Source organism: Chitinophaga sp. CF118, assembly GCF_900112615.1.
Classification (GTDB): domain Bacteria; phylum Bacteroidota; class Bacteroidia; order Chitinophagales; family Chitinophagaceae; genus Chitinophaga.
In genome coordinates, this window is record NZ_FOMK01000002.1 from 714,197 (window position 1) to 732,149 (window position 17,953).

General features: G+C 45.2%; 5 protein-coding genes. All 5 read right to left on the minus strand.

All coding sequences use genetic code 11. The features are described 5' to 3' along the window. Positions 1-72 precede the first annotated feature (72 nt). Positions 73-12,015 carry an Ig-like domain-containing domain gene (locus tag BM176_RS11095; protein ID WP_090102824.1) on the minus strand — a complete coding sequence of 3,981 codons (11,943 nt, stop codon included), beginning with the start codon at positions 12,013-12,015 and terminating at the stop codon, positions 73-75. 27 nt (positions 12,016-12,042) lie between these two features. Beyond that, positions 12,043-15,702: a hypothetical protein gene (locus BM176_RS11100; RefSeq protein WP_143097782.1), complete on the minus strand. Its 3,660-nt coding sequence runs from the start codon at positions 15,700-15,702 to the stop codon at positions 12,043-12,045. Between the two features lie 10 nt (positions 15,703-15,712). Beyond that, a complete protein-coding gene (locus BM176_RS11105; RefSeq protein WP_090102828.1) occupies positions 15,713-16,432 on the minus strand; it encodes a hypothetical protein in 720 nt (239 codons plus the stop codon). Positions 16,433-16,474: 42 nt separating this feature from the next. Further along, complete coding sequence (locus BM176_RS11110; protein ID WP_090102829.1) at positions 16,475-17,203, minus strand: hypothetical protein; 729 nt, start codon at positions 17,201-17,203, stop codon at positions 16,475-16,477. 364 nt (positions 17,204-17,567) lie between these two features. Continuing rightward, a complete protein-coding gene (locus BM176_RS11115; RefSeq protein WP_090102831.1) occupies positions 17,568-17,951 on the minus strand; it encodes a YdeI/OmpD-associated family protein in 384 nt (127 codons plus the stop codon). Between the last annotated feature and the right edge of the window lie 2 nt (positions 17,952-17,953).

Below are 17,953 nucleotides of genomic sequence, written 5' to 3' on the forward strand. Positions count from 1 at the left end.
TAACAAACAAATAAAAAGCCAGCTCCGGGAGCTGGCTTTACTTATAATCCATTACAAAACCCAAATCGATATCTACATCTCAGTTATATATTGAATATCCAGGTTTAAAGTCCTCAACCTTACGAGTGGCAGGGGCTGTTGTGTAAGGTTAGAAAAAACCGTCAGGTCGAACCATAAGGCTGCATTGGTGGTAAGCGGACTCCGGTTATTATACCACAACCCAATACTCCCGGCCCATTCTGCAATCATATCCGCAAGTTTTTTGTCGCCGGTAGAGGCACCGGGATTTACCTGGATACTTTGCATCGGCTGCATGATTACCGGCAGGTCTACATTTCCTGTGCCCGCATTAAGTTGGTATGTATACTGGCTACTCATCAGGAAACTGACCGTATCCTGAGAGTTCTCTTCCAGTAATGCATCAAACAGGTTTGTAAGCTGCGTAGTGAGTGATGCATAATTGTGTTTCCCGGATGGAGCATTGATCGTTGATATATCTATCGGGGTATCACAGTCAGTAGTAGGATGGTAAGGATTTGAAAACTCTACCATACCGGTTGTATATATGAACGGTTCACTGCTTGGCTTTCCAGGTACCAACTCGGCATTCCTCCTAATGAATGCTGTGGTAGCGGCATCCTGCCGGGCAAGAATATTCATTGCCGGAATAATCACCGTCCTGTCAGGTATCACTTGTCCTGCAGCAGCAGATAATACAGCCCCGTCTTTCATATAGTAATAGCAGAAGTTTCCGGCGCATATCTGCGTATATGCATGGCGTTCATATCCTTTGATGTCTACAAGCGGCTGTCCTATACCATCCGGTGGTAAGCCATGCACTGATACAATAAGCGCCTGCACTTCATCTACTGTAGCCGATCCTTCCTGTATATAGAATGTATAAGGCAGCACTTCAGTACTTGTAAGCCTGCTATTGCTACCCGGCATTGTCAGCATATTGCCCTGGGCAGCAGTGACCACCTGCGATAACAGCTCTGTATAAGAAGTAAGCGCGGTAGATACTGTATCCAGTAGAGGATCCCCATCGGCAGTAACGGCGGTTACCAGAGTAAGCTGTGTTTCCAGTACGGCGTATACGGACGGCGATACGGTAATAAATTCTGCCAGCTGTGGGAAGGCATCTTCAATACCCCTGAGCATCATATTGCTGGTATCTGCTACATTGAAGTTGATCGTGAAGTCCAGCTGATCCTGCGGGTAGTGTATCGGTAAAGCATACTCGATGTTATAGTTCCAGTTCAGCAACTGGTTAATATCTGCAGTATCCGGTGGAACTGTAGATTCTCCGGACTGGTTGACCATTGAAGGTGCTGTCGGGAATTCGCGCAGTACCATCGGCACTTGTATCTTACCCAGATCGCCGGTAAGTGGACTGTCATTCATTGACAACGGTGTAACAAAGCTCAACCAGGTAGATGCTTCATAGCCTTCAATATTGGGCAATGTGCTAATCTGATGTTCAATTGAACTACCGGCAAAGCTCAGGTCCAGATCTACATAAGGTAATAATTCATTACTGCTGCCTCTCACAATCTGCGGCGATGAGATCAGGAATGGAAGTGTCACTGTATTACTTGTTTCCAGGGAAAGCTTGGGAGAAGTAAACGTAATGGAGTCACTGTTATTACCTTCATTGATCTCTGCCAGCACCATCTTTACAAGTGGTGGCATAATAATATTCCCGGTCATATCTGTAAAGCCGGCGTTTATTGTCACTTGTGTGCTACCAGCAATCGCTTGTCCGTTCAACTTTATGATAACCCTCCGTATATCAGCAGAATCTATGCCAGAGCTGACTACAATAAGCCCGTCGCTTACTGTAAAATTACTGCTGATACCAGCTGATACTTCATCTGGCGGATTTGTAAATATCAGGTAAACGATAGTATTATCCTGGGCATCTGCCATTGCATCTGCACATTTGAAGTTGCGGCTGATACTGCCGTAAAGGCGTGGGAATATCCCCTCTGCTGCATCTGCGCTTACTGTAGCATGAAACTGTACTGCAGCCTGTGTGGTATAAGCATTGCCCAGTTTCACCAGCAGCAGTTGTTTAAACGACTCTTTTACAGCATCGGCATTTGCAGTTTCACCACTGAATACCGGTATCATCCACTCCTTCACAATATCTGCCAATGCTTTTTTACCAGCCAGCAGATCTTCCAGGTAAGTTGTCTGTTTTTTATTGTCTACCAGCTGAATAGCAGCTGTAAACTCGGGCGACAGTACATCATCTATGCTGCTGAAAAACAGATGTCCCCACTGGTCCATATCGATACCAGTAAAATCAATGTAGACAGACGGTGTATTAAAATCTATACCCGTTTTTTCAGAATAATAATATATGGGAACTTGCCGGCGCGACTCCAGTTTATTGGATATAGGACGGGGTGCGAATATATCTGGCTCAGCCGGATCGTTGATAGTGTATGCTACCGGCGTCAGCGCATTTTTATCCAGCCCCAGTCTTACTGCCCATGTTTCTTTATCGTTACCCGCATCTTCCCGGTCTGTACCTGTTGCAATACGCAATTCATATTTATCCGGTTGCAGCAGTGCTTCTTCAAACCGCGCTGCAAAAGTATTGAGGCTATACGTGTATCCTCCTTCCGTATCGGAAAGCGGAGATACTTGTGTTACTGCCTGCAATATGCCGCCTGTGGTTTCAAGATCGCCTGATGCGGCATTTTTTGTACGCTTTACAGTGAAGTTCAGATCGAGACGGAATATCTGTGCAGCGTTAAGATTTGTTGTATCAATCGCAAATGTCAGCAAGTGCGCAGCATCGGGCGAAGGCACTACTGTGAGCCCTTGTGATCTGTTTTCGAGGAACAGGTAGATAGATGAGATCCAGTCTTCCACAAGATCCGAAACCTGAGCTACAGTGAGTGTGTATCCATTCTGCAGCAGTGTTGTATCTACCGTATAAGCAATACCGTTAGGGTCTGTAAGCTGGTACCATAACTGCTCGTATACAGACATGTCTTTTTTAGCCTGTTCAATGATTGTTGAAGTGGCTTCTGCCGGAACTTCCGGATAGCTGAATTGTGCAACGCCCGTATACGTCTCCGTCTTGTCTGTATTACTGATGTTGTTAATGCTTAAAGTTACCAGCAGGTTTTCCGGTACATTGTCCACCTGTATTGTCACCGTCTGCTTATCTGAGCCGAGTGTTATGCTCTTGATGCTGATACCGCTGTCCAGACTGTAATTTGCCGGGTCTATAGCAGATATCTCATCGAGCGGTTCGGTAAACCATCCTGTGATGCTTGTAGCCCCAACAACTTTGGCCCACATGAGCCCCTGGTAATAGCTATCACCAAATGAAAGGCTAAGCTGTAACTGCGGTTCTTCGTTTTTATCCGTATTCACTTCCCACGATGCGGCAACGGAAGGCCATTGGTTCAATCCAATTAACGCATCAGTATAGCCGGTGAGTACAGGCGGCATGTTCAACTGGCTGTTGCCGGATGGCTGGGACAGCGTAGTAATGATCCTGTTGCCATACAGATCCTGCCATGCATAATCTATCTGCAGTAAACCGCCAAGACCACGATATGGACTGCCGCTCTGATCCGGCATAATACCGGAAGTCAATGCAACATTTTTGGCGAAGCGTGTATATGGTATAGATTGCGAATAACTCCAGTTGTCGCCTTCTTCCAATGTTTTAGGATAACTCATCTTATCATTCGTATCCTGATCTTCCGTTTCTCCCGATGGTGTAGCAGGAAGCCCCAGGTTACTTGCAGCGAAATAATTGTTATCGGCCACCTGGTAAGAGAGCATGTTGTATGTGTTAAGCAGGAATAGCTTACCATAATCCTGAGTGGAAGGATCGTCAGGAATTGCTGCGGGCACTGGTCTTTCAGCCGCAATACCGGCCACTCCCGCCGCTACGGAAGAGGTACGTATATCCGGCCCGCCATTAATAATTATCTGTTGATTATCGGCAAAGAGGCCTGCTACTTCCTGGTTTTTGCCTCCCAATGCTGCCAGGTCTTCTCCATAGTAGGAAGCAATGCTTTCAAATGTATTACCTCCATTACCTGTACCCACGGTTATTGTAATTTCCGGCAGGTATAGTGCTGTGTACAGTGGCAATACATCCGGCCAGTTTGTCTGTAACGGATTGGCTACTTTAATTGCATCGGACGTTGTTCCGAAATAAGAGGCAATAGTATTCAGATTACCACCCGGAGCACGCCCCTCAGGTCTTACTTCATACACACCTTCATCTACCAGCAATAGTTTGCCGGTCCTTAATGTGAGCCCTTTATTATCGGTGACTACATCTGCTACATTGCCATAATATCCGTACGCCAGGGCAGATAGTGTTTGCACATTGTCCGATGGCAGTCTACGCTGGTACGGATTGGCTTCTGCAAACAATACGGAGTGTGTTGTATCTATTGCTTCGCCGGTAGCCAGTACGTTCATATAGTTTGTTACATCATTGCGTAAAGCTTCATTATCCGGTGCTGTAAATAATACCAGCAGGGAAAGCGTGGCTTCATTATTATCGTTGAATATCCTGTCCGGCAAGCCACTGCTGCTGCCTGAATTGTAATAATACAAATAGTATCCTCCTCCCCTGGTGATGCTTGCCTGCCAGAGCAAACGGATGAAGTCCGTCGTTTCATTAAGCAATACCATTTCTTCCTGTTGTTCGGCTGTTAGATAGAACTTGGCAGAAAGACTGTCGGGACGCGTTTCTGTAGAAAGGTTTACCTGTGCAATGCCCATCGTAAGACTATTGAGCGCATCTGTCTGGATACCTTCTGTTGTAGTGCCGTTTGAATCTACACCGTAGGCTACAGTCAATGTAGCAATAAGGGATTTGTCGTTTCCAATGCCACTTACCATTTTTTCCAGCACTTCTACATTGCTGCCGTCTGCACCCATGATCTCGTAAGTCGTAAGGGTATTCGGACTGTCAGCAACTACCGGAACCTTTTTAACGGTGAATGAAACCAGTGATCCATAACCATAATAAGTGACAGGGGTATTGACCATTGTGCGACTGGCTTCATCGTACCGCCCTATCTGCATTTTTACCCTTGGGTTCACCATGCGGGTTTGCGGATCGGGCAGTTCCAGCAATGTATCCGGCAATTGCCACAAGCTCAGTGCAGGTACACCACCGGCATCGCCGCCATAAGGCATTGTAAAGGCCGAAGCACTGTTCCAGTCGATTTCTGATGTGAACGGATAAGTAGCTTCTTTTGTGATAAAGGCATCCTGTGCACCCAGTAATGAAAGATATATATCAAGACTGTTGGCAGTAGCATATCCTTTCACAGCACTGATCTGTTGAGCATCGAAGGAACCTGGTACCAGTGGTAATACCATCTGGGCCGGATTGCTGCCGGAAAATATCAGCCAGCTCAGAGCTGATGTTCTGGAAAACTGGATATCGAAACTTTCTGTGGCAAGATCAGGTATCTGAAATTGCTGTCCTGTCAAAGCATATAAGCCGGCGTAAGAAGGTAACGTCAACACACCTCCGTTATCTGTAACCCACATGCCTTTATATTCCGGTGTGATGCCGTCTGTTGGAAGCCGCAGCCCTGCCATATAGTAGCGGGACGTCATGCCGGATAAGTGCTGCAGACCGTTTGTTGCCTGTATTTCACTAATCAGTTCACCTGCCTGGAATTGCTGCAGGTTGGCGATGTTTAAATAATCGCCAGCAGTCTTATCAAAGAGATCTATTATAGTTCCATTTTCCGCAGGTGCTGCCAGCTGCTGTTGTGTAATATTGTATTTAGATGCAACCTTACTTAGGGTATCACCGCTTGCCGTAGTGCTGTTGAACGAAGGAATGCTAATTGTAGCAACGGGCAAAAGTAACCCGGCGAGACCTGTGATATTACCGTTATTAATCAGGTCGCTCACAGATACACCTATGGCCAGTGCCACATCATTCAGCGATTGTCCTGCAAGTGTTTTATAAGGATCTTTATCCGGATAACTGATTGTAACGCCTGCGGATAATGTATTAGCAGTAGCCTGATTGGTAGTGGCAAGTTCTTTACTTGTAAACCCATTGTAAAATATGGATTGCGCTGCAATACTGTCGAAAGTATCCGATGCCTGCACAATATAAGTGCTGCCTGTTACACGCAGCATTTTGCCTGCGCTAAGTCCGGATGAAACATTGTCTGTAAATAAAGCATCAATCGTATACAGATCTATTCCTGCTTTTTCATTTACCCAGTTAACAATGTCATTTACAGTCTGATTCTCCTGCAGATAATATTTATAATCTTTGAGCGACTCCCTTGCCGACTGTATCATCTGCCGGCATATCAGCAGAAAGTAATCACTATAGATGAAGCTGCCCATAGACATGCCTTCTGCATCGTCCATTATAAGCGCTTTCAGGTTACCGGCATCTTCATCTTCTTCCACCTGTACGGCCAGTTCATTAAAGTAAGCTCTCAGGTATTCTGTGTATGAAGTAGATGTACTGTTATATCCGGCAAAGTCGTACGAAATGCCTTTATAATCTGTTCCGTAATCCGGCAGTGTAAGCAACATTTCCGGCGGAACGGGGAAATAAGTGGCATCCGTTTCTCCGGATGTAGGTGCGTTTACGGTAACCGTAAACTGGTTGGTCATAAATGTACTTACATCCTCAGCAGTTATCGGCGTAGGGTTTGCAGTATCACTTAAATAATCGAGCAACGCTGCAAGCTGCAGGTCAGTCACGATTGTGGCATCAATCTCTGCGCTGGTCATTGGAGCAGACTGTATGGCTGCAATAGCCCACCGGAATACCTGTTTGCCCAACAGTTCGAAAGAGGTATCAATACCTGCACCATAAGCCTTTTGTTGCCCATTCACCTTATCATCCTGCGGCGGCGGTACAGATTCTATGAAGAGCATAGCAATATAACATGCCAGTTGCTGAGATACATTTGCGGCATTGTCTCCTGCTATAGTAAGGCCAAGCCCTGCATATGCAGTAAGCGGAACCGGCATTGCTGCCTTTTCCAGGTTAGACCATACCGGGCTGGTAACGGAGCGCACAGCCATAAGTTCTTTCTGGTCATAGTAAAGTCTCCGGCTTCTTCTTTGATATACAGGTACACCGGCAGCAAGCAATTGTTCCTGTCCTGTAGTAATCCACGGCGGTGTACCGCCAATAGCTTTTATAGTAATGCTTTCCTGTATTCTTGCAGAGAAGCTGAAACTGATCTTTATTTTGAAAAGCCCAAGATTGATGGTAATACGGAGCGATACACTTACAGATGCGGTAATGGATACTTCTATCGGTTCGTATGGAGCAAAGGTGATCTGTGCCAGCAGCCTGAGATCTATATTCACATCTGCTTTTACAATAGCAAAATCCACTGTACCATACAGCTTACCGATAATGCCTACCGTACCGCGGAACCAGAAGTAATAGGAAGTTTCCAGCTGTGTATTATTACCGCTGCCATCAGTGAGCTGGTAAGGATTCCATTTTGCCAGTATGCCTTCAAGTATGGCTACTGCAGTAAGACTGAACCCTGCTTTGAGTATACCTACATCAAAAGAATAACCGAAGCCAAACTGCACGCCGAAACCGAATACCAGTACAGGGTTGAATGTACCATTGGTTGCAGCAGGAACTCTGTTTGTAGTGGCGCTGGATAACTTACCAAAATAAACGCCCGCCGATCCCATTACGGGGATGGGAATACCTATAGGTGTCCAGATAAGTGTCTGGAAAGTAAAGGAACGGGAAAAATCTTCTTTCCAGGGGAAACCAATATCTACCTGAAAGTCGCCGTTGGTATATACCGCAATACCGAATACAGGCAGTGTAATATTAAACTGGCCCATATTGATCTTGCGCATAACGTCGGGCAATACAATCTCTGCCTGGTACACACCTACACTGTCACTGATTTTTTTATACATGATCTGGAAGTCCAGCCCTTTGAATATTTTGGCAGGCTCGCCTTCCAGCGCAACACGTAATGCGTATAGATACGGATCGTTAAATACGATCTGCATTGTAATGAAATACCCTCCAGCATCGGCCGTTTCAGCTGCCAATGCTACTGCATTGGATTTGTCTCCGCCCAACTGCAGCAGGCCAAAGTCCATACCAGTAAGCCAGGAGCTGTTGGCATCAAAATGCACGGCAGGTATTTTTCCGGGTTCGGTATCTGGCAGTGCAGACATGCAGGCAATAGCTGCTTGTACATTATCGGCTGTTTTAAAACAGTCGAGTGTTACATGTTGCCCTAATGCCAGCAGGCGCAGGTCCAGGTATTTGTTACCTTGTCCGGGAGGTGCCGGTGTGGTTTCAGGTTTGGCTGCATTCCATGGTGGTATTTCGCCCCATGCAGCAGTTACATCCAGCGCAACTATTACACCGTTGTTGTCAGGATTGGGATCCTTACTATTGTAGGAAACGCTGATACCTTTAATAGTAACGAAACCCAGGTTAATCGGCCCTATGCCGACATTAAAGCTGACTTTATTATCGGTAAAATCGTAAACCAGTGAAAGGTTATTGAGCGGTATACTGTTCAGCACATTCCACGGTGCTGCCAGTCCGAAACTGGTGCCGGTAGCCCACGATACCATTATTTCCACCAGGCTTCCTATAGTAGTAGTTTCATTGAATTTCAATGTGGCTATTTGGTGTACTTTCGCGTCTATGGTTTTCTCTTCTACCTCACCGGTAAGTATACCCCAGGTAATACCATATGCCTGATAATCGGGGTTAAAATTGTAGAAAGTAGTAATGTTGATGTTATTCCAGGTGATATCTGCGGAGATGGCGCCATAATTACCAACAGTTGCTTTCTCATTTTTCTTTCCATACCCTACCTGTGCGGTTCCTGCAACAGTAAGGTTAAGGAAGTCGATATGCCATGGGGCTGCTGTTTTTGCGCCGAATTCCCAGTAAGATGTGACTGTATTAATGGTAAATGAAAGTCCGTCAATGCCGTAATTATATTCTTCAGGAGGTGCCCAGCTGTTGCCGAGATAATACGAAAGCATATCTCCGATTTTCACAACACCGGATGTTTGTTTGCTGGTAAATGTCCATCCTTTACCTGTGGCATACATGCCACTAAGTTCCATAACGATCTTTGCCGAGTTGGGCAATGCAGTTATCTGTCCGCCGAGAAATACTGTATTTATGGAATTATTACTGTTGACATTAAAGCTGAGATTATCAATGCTGAATATCCCTGCCACAACAAGCGGTTTGTCGGGTTCCAGTATAGCGTCTATCTCGTAATACTTCTGACTGGGAATATAACTGTAATTGAACTCCGTAACGGAAGTCGCCAGGTCAAGCTGTCCCCCAAATAATGCCAGCAGATCACTGAGCTGTATAGTACCATCTGTAAGGCCTCCGTACAGTGAAAAATCAGGATACCCGCCAACCATTGTAATAGTGCCATTACCAATGGTAAATGATCCTGTAACCAGGAAATTGGTAGTACGGTTGCTTACATCGGCAACATTATAAACACTTACATCTACGGTAGGTGCAATAGTGAACAGTGGATTCTGCGAAATGGTCCATGGGCTGTTCGTCGTCATTTCAAACGACATATAGTCGAAACTGAGGGTAGATGAGTTATACATCAGCTGCACTTCCTTCAGGCCGAAACCTGCCAACTGACTGAGCGGCGCGGGAAGAACCTGCACAAGGTTAATACCTCCTGCGGCCTGGAAAATGGTAGCGATGCCAGGATAATTGCCGTCAAATGCTGCAGAAAGCATCCAGGTGCTTTCTGCTACAGGATATTCGATCAGAAGGCTCACACTTGTGCCGTAACTTTCCAAGGTGCCGAGTATACCACCCTGCACCGGGAAACCGCCTTCGTTTACTTTCATAGTAAAGCCCGGATTGCTAAACAATATCCAGGGTATATTTTCAATCGTCCATACCTGATCTGCTGTTGCAGTAACCTGAGTTATTACCGGCCCCGATTCTGCTGTGTAAACCAGTTCTATATTCATTTTCACATCGAGGAACGACATGGTTGTGGCTCCCGAAACAGTCACTTTCGTAATGTTGCCGTCAACATCTTTTTCGGCAATGATATCTTCTTCCGGCACTGCAATTGAAAATATATTGCCGGTCACTTTTGCAAAGAAGTCACTGAAGTAAGTTTGGGGAAGGGCGCTCAACAAGTTGATACGTCCGTCAGACCAGGCTGCAATAAGCCGGTCGTATACTTCCTGTAGTGTAAGTGGTCCTGATTCCCCAACTGCTACATCCAATCCTTCTGTACCATCGCCTCCGAATGTTGATAACCGCTCCCTGAAACGGTCACGTGGATGCTGTAATGTAAGTGATTCTGACTCTTCGGCAGAAATGCCCAGGCGCTCTGCATACACTTTACTTTCACTTACCAGTATCAGTGAATCCACTGCCACCAGCCCCATCATCAGTTTGTCGTGTATATCTTTCTGATAGTACTCTCCCAGTGCGGTAAAATAGTGATTGAGTTCAGAGGATGAATCGATTGATCCGAGGGCAGAATTCGTTATAATGTTAAGCTTATTTATATAAACTGCAGGGGTACTCGGTGCTTTCTTTTTCAGGAATGTATCAAAAGAAAGATCTCTCAGGGACGTTACCCATGTTTTGCAGCTTTGTGCAATTTCAGAATAATTGCTAGCTGCAAGAGTAGATGGATAATTGGTCGCATCATTGGTACCTTTCTTGGGTACCTGCATAAATGGCCTGCCAAGACTGATTACCAAACTGGATGTTCCCTGGCCCTCAAATATACCAGGCAAGGTTCCATTTCCGTAAAAATAATTATATACATCCTGTGGCACAGAGCCGATAGAAATCACAAAGATTTGCTTGCGGGTTGCAGTGGCCAGCGCGGTAGTTATTTCAGCAGATATGTCTACGTATGAGCCATCCGAATAACCTTTCAGCAGCACAAGCTTGTAGGAATTATCTATAGCTGGTGTAACATACTCAGTGAGTTTATTGATTAATGCATTCAGGTTGGCAGGAGAATATGCCATCAGGAAATCATCCTCAATCTCAATATAAGTTTTTGATATTGCGCTTTTCAGATTGGTAAGCGCTTTGATGTTGTTGTTAATATCTTCTTTAAGAGCATCCAGGTACTGGAAAATATTGGCTTCAGCTTTTGCAGGATCGCTGAAATGCAGAATGACCAATGGCTTCTTTGCTGCTTCTATAATATCGAGTGCGGATAATACAAGATTAAGACTCATTTCACCGGCATCTTCTTTAAACTGATGCAGCCCGTAAACCGGCCACAGGCTCATTGCCGACGGGGTACCGGAATAAACATCATATACAGCTTTTACGTTTTTAGTGCGTATGGACAAATCAGGATTGAAAACCTGGGTTGTATACCATGTCCATACCTCTTGCGATACATCGTCAACAGATTCTTCTGTGAATTTATAAGCAAGGCTATTGAACTGTAAAGATTGTTTGGAGAGATTGAAAATATCTAATTTGCCGGTTGTTTGTACTGCACTTGTTACATTGTTTTTATTGAGCATTTCCCAGAGGTAGGGTTCCATCCGCAGGAAATAGTCAACCTTCAACATTTCCGCAAAATTATCTTTCATTTCATCCGCCCCCCCGGTAAAACCGAACCTGATTTGTGTAGGCTCAACGGAAACAGGAAATGGCTTAAACGTGATATTGGTACAGCTGCCGTAACTTATTGTTGTAGTATTAATAGTTCCAGGGTTCAGGCCGGGCAATAAGATAGCAAGTTTATCGGCAGTTTTGGTTCCGCCGGCATAGTATACCACGATATTGCCCGTGTATGTTGCTCTGTTAATGATGCGCTTCATGATGTTCACCGTCGTGGCCTGATGTCCGTAGTTGAGCGATTCATCTACATAAAAGCGCAGTTCTCCTTCTTCTCTGATATAGTCAAGCATTTCTTCAATTGAAATGCCGGTATACTGGTCCCGTATATCTGTAGCCCCTGTGAAGAGTGCTACTAAGTCCTGGAATAAGCTCATAGTATGAGTTATTAGAAGTTTGAAATATTATACTGTTGCCGGTGATGTTTGTTTTTTATACATAGCATACCATCCCAGGCCGCTTGCTTTGCCGCCGGAGTCGGGATTGCCAAACAGATAGAACAGCACAGAACCATTTGGTGGTACTTTCAGCATGCCCAAAAACTGCAATGCTATTTCTGTAAACATGAGCAGGAAGGAAGCTTGCGAAGTATCGTAAGTAAGCCGTATCTGCCCTATCGATATTTTCATTACACTCTGCAGGCTTATGAGTTTGGCCCCGCCTCCGGTACCCGGTAATGATATACCTACAGATGCTTTATAAGTGCCATCGCCCTTACTGTTGGGCGACCATGCTATCAGCAGATAGGAATCCAGACTTACTTTCCCGGCAAGCTCGCCGGGAGTGCCCATATTCAGCTTAAAACGCAGGCCGTACCAACAGCCGGAGCTTACATCAGACAAGGCAATGTCGGGTATTACAGGCAGGTAACCTTTGTCCGATAAAGTAGTAAGGGGCTTTGCGATTATCAGTCCCTGCAGGTCCAGGGCAAAATTGAGGAAGATGCTGGAGTCTCTTGGTGTACTGTGGCTCGTATCAAAACTGATCTGTGTAGCATCCAGTGCCATTGTTTTTGATGGCGGATCAGATTCCGGGAATGCCATTGATATGCCGAGATTACTGAACTTGAGTCCCTGATTTGGTTCATCTTCGCCGGGCTTATTTCCGAAGGAAAAAATATCAAATACCGGCACCGTCTCTTCATCACTAACAAGGTAATAATCTATAAAGCCACTCATGCCAAACCAGGACAGTACATTTCCATCTTTGTCTGTATTGAGTGTACTAAGTATTACGTTTGAGATCTGTATTTTGTGAATAATGTTGTTGTCGAAATAAAAAGTATTATCACCCTGGCTGGAAAGATTGTATAACGTCTGACTGTCTGTTATCTGCAGGCTTCCTTTCAGCAATATATTATGATACACATTGTCCGGAACACTCATACCAGTTACGGGCATATTAAGTAGCTCTGTAATGGTAAGCTGGGCAAGACTTTCAAAGCTTCGTACAGCCGTGTTCTCAAAAAGCACTTTCAGAGTCAGCAACCGGAAGTCGTAGGTAGTTGCCGTAACAGGAGCAATAGCCGTATCTGTGCCGTCATCTATAAAATCGGGGTCTACATAATAGATCAGGCCGAATATAGTGCTGGGCTTATCCAGAACAGCATCTGCCCCACTCTTCTTTACCGGGCTTATTTCCACTGCGAGGTGATGCGCATTAAATGCATCAGGATCCGTAACGCCGGCCATGATACCAGCAAGATTATCGGGCAGTCTGCTAATGTCCATGCGTAAAAACAGGATACCAGTCCAGTTTTCGTCCTGCGCTATAGTATTGAATTTTGTAAAGTATTTATTGTCGCCCTGCGCCATTGCCTGTTTAAAGTAATTTTGCAGCCATTGCGAAAGTGTTACCAGCTGATCGTTATCAGGCGGCATTATGGTACCGTCATCATTGGTATTTGTTGGTGAAGCAAAAGCATCTTTTTGCGTCCATTTTGAGGGGTTAGCCACCAGGCTGTTGGTTGCATCTGCCGGATCATAAAGCTTCCCCTTTTTTGCTTTAATCAGCATTACATTCCGGTAGTCATTGTATTTATTCTGCTGTCCTACATTAGCGGTCATTTCCCAGCTACCAATGCTCATCTTGTTTAAAAACGCCGGTTGCCCTGGTGTAGAACCATTCAGTTGACCAAGATAATCCGCATTAGCAGCTACAAGCATCAGGTCGCCCGTCTGCAGTGCTTCCACCAGTTGCTCGTCCGGGTTCACGAATTTGAGGAAATACGCTGTGCCGTTATCTGTGTTTTGCCCCAGCAGTACCTCGTTCCATTGCATTTGTCCACCGGCTGTGGTGAGTGTTACAAGCAGCCCGGATGGTGTAGTGGATGTTTGCGGAGTTTCACTTTGCAGAGTTCTGGTGGCAGACAATAAAGATTTTGAAGTGGAAAGTTTCCCTACATTTTTTCTCCGTGTAGGACTTATCACCTGGTTTTCGAAGGTTACAATCTGTTCCTGTGAGAAAGAGTTAATGCCGTCGCCAGCTGTTACTCCATTATAAGGCAACATCGGGAAAGTAACGGTATCATCTGCCACATAAGTAAACCCGGGAGTATTATGCCCGAATAAATCAGTGTATTGTGGAGTAATGAGTCCATCGCTGCCGAACAGAGGAGACCCTTTCGGCTGTGCTATATAGTAAATAGTATTGCCCTCAGCGGCAATGAATGTAGCCCATGAGGAGGAAAATGTGCTGTCGAGCAGTGGAGCATTGGGATCCTGCGGTGTTTTTACCGGAGATGCTACTTCAAATGGAAATTTAGGGGCATATGCAGGCTGACAGGAAAGGAAGCGGAACCTGTCACCGTTTGTAGTGTCTGTTTTCGGCGTAATGCTAAAAAATTCCGTACCCTGCATGCCACCTATCAGGTATTGCGGACTTTCTGCAGCAGATGGTATCTGTATCGTGAAGTCTCCTTCGGGAGTAACTAAAAATCTTTGTGTGGTTGATGAAGTGTATTCTCCACCAGCAAATACAAGCCTTGCAGGCAGTGTGTTTCCGCCCGATACTTCGGGTAACAGGTTAACGGCGGCACCAAATACTGTTCTGAAAAAAGAAGCCAGCATTGTGCCTGCACCATCGGCATTGATGCCGGTAAAGTTAAACCAGGTACGTCTGCTGGCATAGCTGCCGCTTATAGTGCAGGCGCCGGTGCGGCATGGATCGTATGCAGTATTGAATACATCTGTGGGATCAATGCTTACTGCGAACCCGATAAAGTCCGTGGCTGCATTTGTAGTATCAGCTAATGGAAGCCACTCAGAGAGAGCGTTACGGTCAGGTTCCTGTACCGGATATAACAACTGGAAGCCCCATTGAAAATCATCGTATAATGATTGCCGTTGTATACCGATAGAGAACTGGATTGTTCCCCTTAGCGATCCGCTGAATGCTATGGTGCCAATAGCCGGAGCACGCGTCTGTGGAGCAGATGGACCGGAGAAACCGATAGTGTAATTGTATTGCGAACCATTGAGCAAAAGGGTGGTATCATCTTTCCATGTGAGTGCCATCCCATTGGCCACGGTGAGTGAGAGACTAGTGGTAAGCGGGGCTTGTAACCCACTGTTGACGGCTGTGCCATCACTGTCGATACCCATCAGCGGTGCCGTATTACGGTTAATATTGGCACTGTCCTGCAGCCATATAAAAGCGCGACCTGCACCAGAGCCGCTCAATACGCTGTATATGCTGTTAACGAATGCCGTAGCACTTTCTACACTGTTAATAACTGGTGGTACAGCTGCAAATGCGAAGCTGCCCAAATAAGTTGTACTGGCCAGTGCTTCCTTCAATTCTATTGTATCAACTCCGGTAGTGATGCCGGCTGGTATTACAAATGCAATGAAGCCAACATCGCCCGCATTGGTTTCTGCGATGTATAACTGGTCGATAAATTGTTTGTTGAAGAAAGCCATGACGCTCAGATTACATGTGATGAAGGAGAAACAATCCGGGCATAAAACACCCGCCAGGCAGGTACATAACGCTGTAGCCCTGCTATGGAAGCACGGAATAGAAAAGCCAATGCCCGCACTGCCTGGGCAGTACGGGCCTGGCATCAGTAATATTTTAATTAGTAAAACTTGCAGAGCAGGCTACTGCACGTTGTGTGCTGCCACCGGCGGCATTGTATCCGCTCATGAAAATTGCTACAGTGTATGTGATACCCCTGCCTATTGTCACGTTATTGAATGCAGCTCTGCCGGATGAAGAATCCGGTGAAATTGGAATTGCAGACAAGGGAGTGGTGCTGAAGTAAGAAGGGTTTCCACCTTTCCATATTGCAGCCCAGGCGCCATTGGTTTGTGGTGTAATGCCATCCGGTAATTCAAACTGGAAAGAAACGGAAGTGCTGCCAATATTGAAATTGGAAATAGAAGGCGTAAAGATGGTACCCTGATCCCCGTTGGAAGATGCTGCTGGAATAAATGCAGTAGCACATATATTACCGTACTTCTGAACGCTGCCGTTAAGAATGGAGCCTACAGCATACCCAATGATATAACTGTTGTTATTCACATTAAGGCCGGTAAAAGACGCAGAACCGGAAGGTGTGTTTGTTGGTACCGGAAAGGTTTTGAGCGGTTCTGTATTCCATGGAATGGTATCATAATTCTGCCAGATGGCAAGGAAGTTGCCATAAGTGTTCGGCTGGTTGCCGGGCATTGTGTCATAGTCTACATCAATTGCTTCTGCAGACACGTTAGAGATATTGATCGTTGTAGTCAACGAGTCAGAGGCCGTGAGAGCTACAAGCACTTTCTGTGCTTCTAAATTTTGTGTTTCCATTGTTTTGGTGTTTTTTTTGTTGATTAAAAGAACGAGGTGATCTTATGTTCCCGTGACGGGTGTAGATGTGTTGAAGTTGAGTATGGCTGCCGCCATGGTATTCTCTTTGCCCATAAAATAAATGAGCGTATAGTTTGAATTAATGCCCAGCGGTACGTTATTCATACCTACGGTACCTTCGCTGGCATTGCTGTTGATCATTACAGTTGAAACAGGCGCAACGGCACTGTAAGGAGACGCATACCCCTTCCATAGCCCGATCCAGTTGTTATATTGCTGCGGCAGATATCCTCCCAGTGTCTGATAGTGGATAGAAAGTGAACTGGTGCCCAGATAATTCAGGCTGATGCTTACCTGCGTTGGTGCTGCAAGGAGACCACCGGCAGATATAATGCTGCTGCAACAGATATTGGTTATATCAGGCCCTACTCCATAGCCTACTATATAGGCGCTACTTGTGATCGTAAGCCCGCTTATAACCAGAGTACCTTGCTGTGAGTTCTGTCCTATCGGCAATTGCGCCAGAGGCATGGCCGTCCACGGTATCATGGAATCTTGCCATATAGCAACAAAATTTTTGTAGGTTGCCGGCTGATTGCCCGGCAGGCCCTTATAGCTTACGGTTACAGTGTCCCCGTCAAAATAAGGAATGGATACAGAACAGAGTTCAAGGCTTGTCGAATTCAACCCGACCATAAGCCGTTGAGCAGCAGGAACAGACACGGTAGCTTCAATGCTTCCGTTTACTTGGGGCACTTCATCCTTTTTCATGCTTACATGGTTATTGTCTGAACAATATGGGGCAACTACATACACAGCCCATGGCTGTTAATTTGCTTTGTTTTCTAAGGTGATTTTTATTCTTGTATTCTTTTTGATTCTGCTTTATGTATACAGATGATTATTTATTGGTGATAACTTCTTGAGGAAATTGAAGGTATATTAAATTTCAATTTAAACGTCATTAATTTTGTATTTCTTCTACATCTAAATATTCTACATGTAAAGTCAGTTTTATCATATGCTCTTTAAACGCATAGATTTAAATTGACATGCTTTTCATTGCAACAGCCCGCCTGATACCTGGTTACCTGTGCAGTACGGTTAATTTCTCAAACTTAATATCGTGTAACGCTTATTTTTCCACTTCAATAATCTCCCATCTTCCTGTGTTTTTAGCAACATCAATAAGCTTTTGTCCATGCTCAGTCATCAACCGTTTATCGATAAGTTTCTCTGCCCGCTCCCTGTTGATTTTACTCCATGTACTTTTAGGGTTGCGGGGTGTAAAAGTCAGATAGAAGCTTTCAGGATCCCTTTTTTTCTTCAAACTGTCAATCCAGCCAAAACATAACGCTTCTTCCACGGCATCGCTGTTGCTCACACTCTGTACTTTACTTTTTTTATGATAAAGAATTAACCACACAGATTTTTCATTCCGGCTATTTTGTTTCAGCCATTCTCGCCAGTCAGATCTGGTTTCGGCGTAGATTGCCTGTTTCCCATCTTTTGTTTCCATAA

What these genes read in the sequence shown, in the direction of transcription:
- BM176_RS11095 (WP_090102824.1), bottom strand. Translation starts at nt 12,015, where the DNA reads ATGAGCTTATTCCAGGACTTAGTAGCACTCTTCACAGGGGCTACAGAT.
- BM176_RS11105 (WP_090102828.1), bottom strand. Translation starts at nt 16,432, where the DNA reads ATGGAAACACAAAATTTAGAAGCACAGAAAGTGCTTGTAGCTCTCACG.
- BM176_RS11100 (WP_143097782.1), bottom strand. Translation starts at nt 15,702, where the DNA reads ATGCCAGGCCCGTACTGCCCAGGCAGTGCGGGCATTGGCTTTTCTATT.
- BM176_RS11115 (WP_090102831.1), bottom strand. Translation starts at nt 17,951, where the DNA reads ATGGAAACAAAAGATGGGAAACAGGCAATCTACGCCGAAACCAGATCT.
- BM176_RS11110 (WP_090102829.1), bottom strand. Translation starts at nt 17,203, where the DNA reads ATGAAAAAGGATGAAGTGCCCCAAGTAAACGGAAGCATTGAAGCTACC.